General features: G+C 37.8%; 1 protein-coding gene. It reads right to left on the bottom strand.

Annotation, left to right across the window (positions count from 1 at the left end; all coding sequences use genetic code 11):
• Positions 1–3,353 (bottom strand): beta strand repeat-containing protein (locus tag BUC31_RS20415; protein ID WP_170861990.1); only part of this gene is annotated, 3,353 nt, incomplete at both ends.

Raw genomic sequence — 3,353 nt, 5'->3', positions numbered from 1 at the left:
TCAGCAATACTTAAATCTGAACCAACCAAACTTAAGGTCTGGTCATCTGTATCAGTATCAACATATGCACTCAAATCAACCGAATTACCATCGGCAATAGCCAACGTATTTCCTGTAAGACTCAAAGTCTGGTCATCGGTATCTAAACTACTCAATGGAACATCAAAATCAGTACCCGCTTCAGTTATACGCAGATTTCCACCCACAACACCAAAAGAAGTTATAAGCTCATTTGTATCACTAGCATCACCAGGTACAGCACTACCACCTACAGGTTGCCATGCTCCTGAATCATAAACATATAATTGACCCGAATCGGTATCAACATACGTTGTACCCTCAGCTGGTGTTCCTGTCGGACCACCATTTCCTCTTTGTGTCAATTCGTTTGTGGAATCATTATCACCGTCAACATAATCAACTGTATAATTACCGTTGCCATCATCACTGACAGAAATATCATTTGTTCCGACTACCGTTTCTCTATAATCGGATAAATCTATTGCAGCTCCGGTCGGGTCGTTGGTCAGTGTAAGGTTATCTCCCGTTAATTCTAAATCCTGTATCTCGTTGGTATCACTCTTATCTCCATCTACATAATCAACAGTAAAGTTTCCAGTACCATCATCAGTTACGGTAATGTCATTTGTACCAACTACTGTTTCTCTATAATCGGATAAATCTATCGCCGCACCGGTCGGGTCGTTCGTTAAGGTCAGGTTATCACCTGTCAATTCTAAATCTTGTTCGTCTGTATTAACCAATCCAGATAAATCAATATCAGTTGCAGTAGAATTGTTTGTAATATTTAATGTCTGTGTTGAAGCATCATAAGATAAATCTTGAATCTCATTTGTTTCATCTTCATCAGAATCCGTAGAATTTACCGTATAATTTCCATTACCATCATCATCTACTGTAATTGCTCCTGTACCTGCGGTTACTGTTTCGCTTAAAGATGATAAGTCTACGGTTGTTGACCCACCATTTTCAATATCTATTTGAAGTTGGTTTGACCCATTCAAATTTGCACCTGTTAAATTTTGATTATCACTGCTATTATTAGCTAAATCTGCAATTGCTTCTTCAACTGTTGTTTCGTTCACAGTATCTCCATCGACATCTAATGGAGTTGCTAAATTTACTTCTGATGCATCTTGAATTTCATTGGTATCGCTCTTATCTCCATCTAAATAATCAACAGTAAAGTTTCCACTACCATCATCGGTAACCGTAATATCATTTGTACCTACTACCGTTTCTCTATAATCGGATAAATCTATCGCCGCACCGGTTGGATCATTTGTTAATGTAAGATTATCTCCTGTTAAAGAAAGATCTTGACTGTCTGTTCCTAAATCATTCAATGGAACATCAAAATCAGTACCCGCTTCCGTAATACGAAGATTGGTACCCACAACTCCAAAAGAAGTTATTAGCTCATTCGTATCACTTGCATCGCCAGGTATTGCGCTACCCCCTACTTGTTGCCAAGTAGTTCCATCCCAAGCATAAAGTTGCCCAGTATCCGTATCAATATAAGTATCACCAGAATTTGTACCATTGGTACTTGGTGCTCCTGATGCCAATACCGCTAATTCGTTTGTCTCATCTTCATCAGTATCGGTAGAGTTAACTGTATAGTTACCATTACCGTCATCATCAACGGTTACAGCTCCTGTACCTGCAACTACTGTTTCGCTTAGTGATGATAAATCTACATTTGTAGAACTTCCTCTATCGATATCTATTTGTAGTTGATTTGACCCATTTAATGTCGCTCCTGTTAAATTCTGATTATCACTGCTATTATTAGCTAAATCTGCTATAGCTTCTTCAACTGTTGTTTCGTTCACAGTATCTCCATCAACGTCAATAGGAGTTGCTAAATCTACTTCTGTCGCATTTTGAATTTCATTAGTATCACTCTTATCACCGTCTACATAATCAACAGTGAAGTTTCCACTTCCATCATCTGTTACCGTGATGTCATTTGCTCCAACTACTGTTTCACTGTAATCTGATAAATCGATTGTAGTTGCAGTTGGGTCATTTGTTAATGTAAGATTATCTCCAGTTAATTCTAAATCTTGAATCTCGTTAGTATCATCGTTTACGTAAGGAGTTAAATCAACTGTAGAAGCATCATTGGTCAAACTTAAAATATTTGTACTGCTATTTAGCTCCAAATCTTGATTGTCACTGCTACTATTCGCTAAATCTGCAATAGCTTCCTCTACGGTTGTTTCATTAACCAAATCTCCATCAACATCTAATGGAGTAACTAAATTAACTTCGGATGCATTTTGATCATCGGTACCATCGAAACTAGTGGTTGTATTGTTTTCAGATACATATTCGAAAATTCCATCAGCATCAGCATCGCTTAATGTAGTAACCGATTCATTAATATCTACAGCTGTTATACCTGGCTCAGAAATTGTTGCAATTCTGTTACCTGCAGTTGTGTTAGTTACACTAACATCATCATCGGCAAGATTATCTACATATGCCTTATTAACAGCATCGTTTGCATTTACAGGTGTACCTACATCTGTAATAACAATACCTCCTGCACTTGGATCTCTTAATAGTACCTCTTCTAAATCTTGTAATTCGTTTTGATCATCTTTATCTAAATCTAATGCTTCACTTGCCGTGATAGCATCTGATAATTCCGTGTCCGTAGCGAACGTATTATTCAAATCAACCCCTGTTGCACCAGGTGCAGGGTTCGTAAGCTCTAACGTAGTATTTGTTAATGATATATCTGAAAGTTCATTTTCTGGATTTGGATCAGCATCTGGTGCTGCACTACCACCAACCTGTTGCCAAGTTGTTCCATCCCATGCGTATAATTGACCATTGTCTGTATCAACATAAGTATCACCAGAGTTTACACCGTTTGTACTTGGTGCTCCAGATGCTAAAACCGCTAATTCGTTGGTTTCATCTTCGTCTGTATCTGTAGAATTTACTGTGTAATTTCCATTACCATCATCATCTACTGTTACAGCACCTGAACCAGCAATTACTGTTTCGCTTAAAGAAGATAAATCTACTGTTGTAGAAGCTCCTCTTTGAATATCTATTTGAAGTTGATTTAATCCATTTAAGTTAGCTCCTGTTAAATCTTGATTATCACTACTATTAGCAACAATATCAGCAATAGCTTCTTCTACAGTTGTTTCATTTACAGCATCTCCGTCAACATCTAATGGTGTAGCTAAATTAACCTCTGATGCATTCTGATCATCAGCTGCGAAAAGTCCGTCTGTTTCTACTGTAAGATTGTTTCCTGCTGCAGCACTGATTTCAGATGCCACCGTATATTCCGTATTGTTACCAACTAC

Source organism: Maribacter aquivivus, assembly GCF_900142175.1.
Lineage (GTDB): Bacteria > Bacteroidota > Bacteroidia > Flavobacteriales > Flavobacteriaceae > Maribacter > Maribacter aquivivus.
Note: the sequence above shows the minus strand (reverse complement) of the source record. Positions and strands in the feature narration are given on the sequence as shown.